The sequence below is a fragment of the Acinetobacter sp. 228 genome, assembly GCF_048147885.1.
This window is the reverse complement of sequence record NZ_JAYWYV010000112.1, coordinates 1-1,904: the sequence shown is the minus strand read 5'-3', so window position 1 is coordinate 1,904 and position 1,904 is coordinate 1. Positions and strand designations below refer to the sequence as shown.

General features: G+C 41.6%; 2 protein-coding genes. Both read right to left on the bottom strand.

Annotated features, from left to right (window positions below; translation table 11 throughout):
- On the bottom strand, positions 1 to 1,148 hold a 1,148-nt coding region (locus tag VXQ92_RS16380; RefSeq protein WP_416682541.1), incomplete at its 3' end, for an MFS transporter.
- A 9-nt stretch (positions 1,149 to 1,157) separates the two neighbouring features.
- Positions 1,158 to 1,832, bottom strand: coding sequence for a cupin domain-containing protein (locus VXQ92_RS16375; protein WP_416682540.1), 675 nt, complete (start codon positions 1,830 to 1,832; stop codon positions 1,158 to 1,160).
- Positions 1,833 to 1,904 lie beyond the last annotated feature (72 nt).

Genomic DNA, 1,904 nt, shown 5'->3' with positions numbered 1-1,904 from the left:
AGAGAAGCTGCGGCAATCACCAGCCATGGTATTAAAGCCATATTCATTGCTTTCCAGCCAAATAAATCCAGTAAAGCACCTGCACTAAACGAACAAATCAAACCGACAACAAAAACGGTCATATCGTTAATAGCTTGGGCCTTGGCTTTTTCAGCTACAGAATAAGTTCCTGTGAGTAAAGAAGTACTGCCAATAAATAAAAAGTTCCATCCCACACCTAATAAAATTAAAGAAATAGCAAAAGATGTGAACTGAATACCTGAGAGAGCAAATCCGATATAGCAGGCAAATAATAAAAGACCTGCAAACATGATTTTAAGCACACCAAAGCGAGCAATTAAGTTTCCAGTAAAGAATGAAGGCAGAAACATACCAAGCACATGTAGCTGAATGACTGTCGTAATTGACCCAAGTTCATGGTGTGAATGTCGCATAGCAATTGGTGTGGCAGTCATACCTAAAATCATAATGCCGTAGCCTGTGATTGCACCAAATAAAGCAACTAAATAGGTGGGTTGAAAGACAATCTGTTGCCACGGACGACCAGCAGTAAAGTTGGATTTCTGCTCAACTGTATCGGCAATATGTAGGTTAGATAAAATGCCTATTGCCACAAGTGAGATGATACTAATAATTAAAAATGAACCGATATATTCTAAATGCTGGAATAAAGGTCCGCCGAAGCGTGCTAAAGTCGGGCCAATGAGAGCTGCAACAATTCCACCTGCCATCACCCAAGAAATAGCACGTGAGCGAAACGCATCATTTGCGACTTCACTGGCAGCAAAACGATAAAACTGGGCAAAGGATTGATAGGCACCGACACATAGCGTGCCTAAGGCTAAAAGGCTAAGTGAACTATAAAAAATTCCGATTGATGCAATAATGCCGCCGAGCACACCTAAAAAAGCACCGAATAGAAAACCGTTACGCCGTCCAATATGTGCCATTAATATTGAGGCCGGAAACATCATCAAGGCTGTACCTAAAAACATAGAGGCGATAGGCAGCGTTGCAAGTGTTGGGGTATTTGCAATATTTGCCCCAGCCAAGCCACCAATGGTCATGACCATGACAGAAACGGTTTGGAAAAGTGATTGGGAACTCGCCAAAATTAATACTTGTCGGTGCATGGTATTTTGCAGCATAAAGAGCCTTTAATTATATTCAGCAATGGCTGAGGCTAGGTGTCCGGTTTTTACATAAAGAGAAGCGCCAGACAAACCAGCTTGAAAATGTGCATGTGTTTTCGGTGGTAGGCGTATCCATGTGCCAGTTTCATAAACTATTTCTTTATCAACTAATTGACCTTGGGTAATCAAAATTTCGATTCCACCCTCAGCTTCTTCAAGAAAAAGTTGCTGCGGCTTGAGTTTTTCTAAATAAGTGTGTTCATAACTTGCATCAATCACTGTGCAAATTAAACGCGAACCTATTTCTTGCCATTGTGCTGGGTCGTTGGTATTGATCCGTAAGGTTTGAGTTTCTGACGTAGGAATTTGCATAAGTTTGACAAAAATCAATGCACCTTCTTCGCTCGACGGTTGATGTACCGACTGATGGGGACTCCGTAAATACCATCCAGCGGGATAGTGCTGATTTTGATTTTCAGTAAATACGCCTGAAAGTACGAGGATTTCTTCACCATGATGATGTCGATGTTCAGGGATGGTTGTATGGGGTGCATATTTCACCAAACTGGTTGCACGGGCTACTTCATCGCCAATACGATCAAGCATGACCCGATCAACTTCCCCATGGGGAGATTTCACCCAATGATAGTCTTCAGGTTTGATAATCACAGCCTGTGAAAAATCGGCATGGATCAACATGAATACTCTCCTCCTAAAGGCAATTCTTTTATTCAATAACAAAATAAATAAAGTGAGTGAGCAAGCCTACTC

Excerpts from the sequence above, each read along its gene's own strand:
- VXQ92_RS16375 (WP_416682540.1), bottom strand. The coding sequence starts at position 1,832 with ATGTTGATCCATGCCGATTTTTCACAGGCTGTGATTATCAAACCTGAA.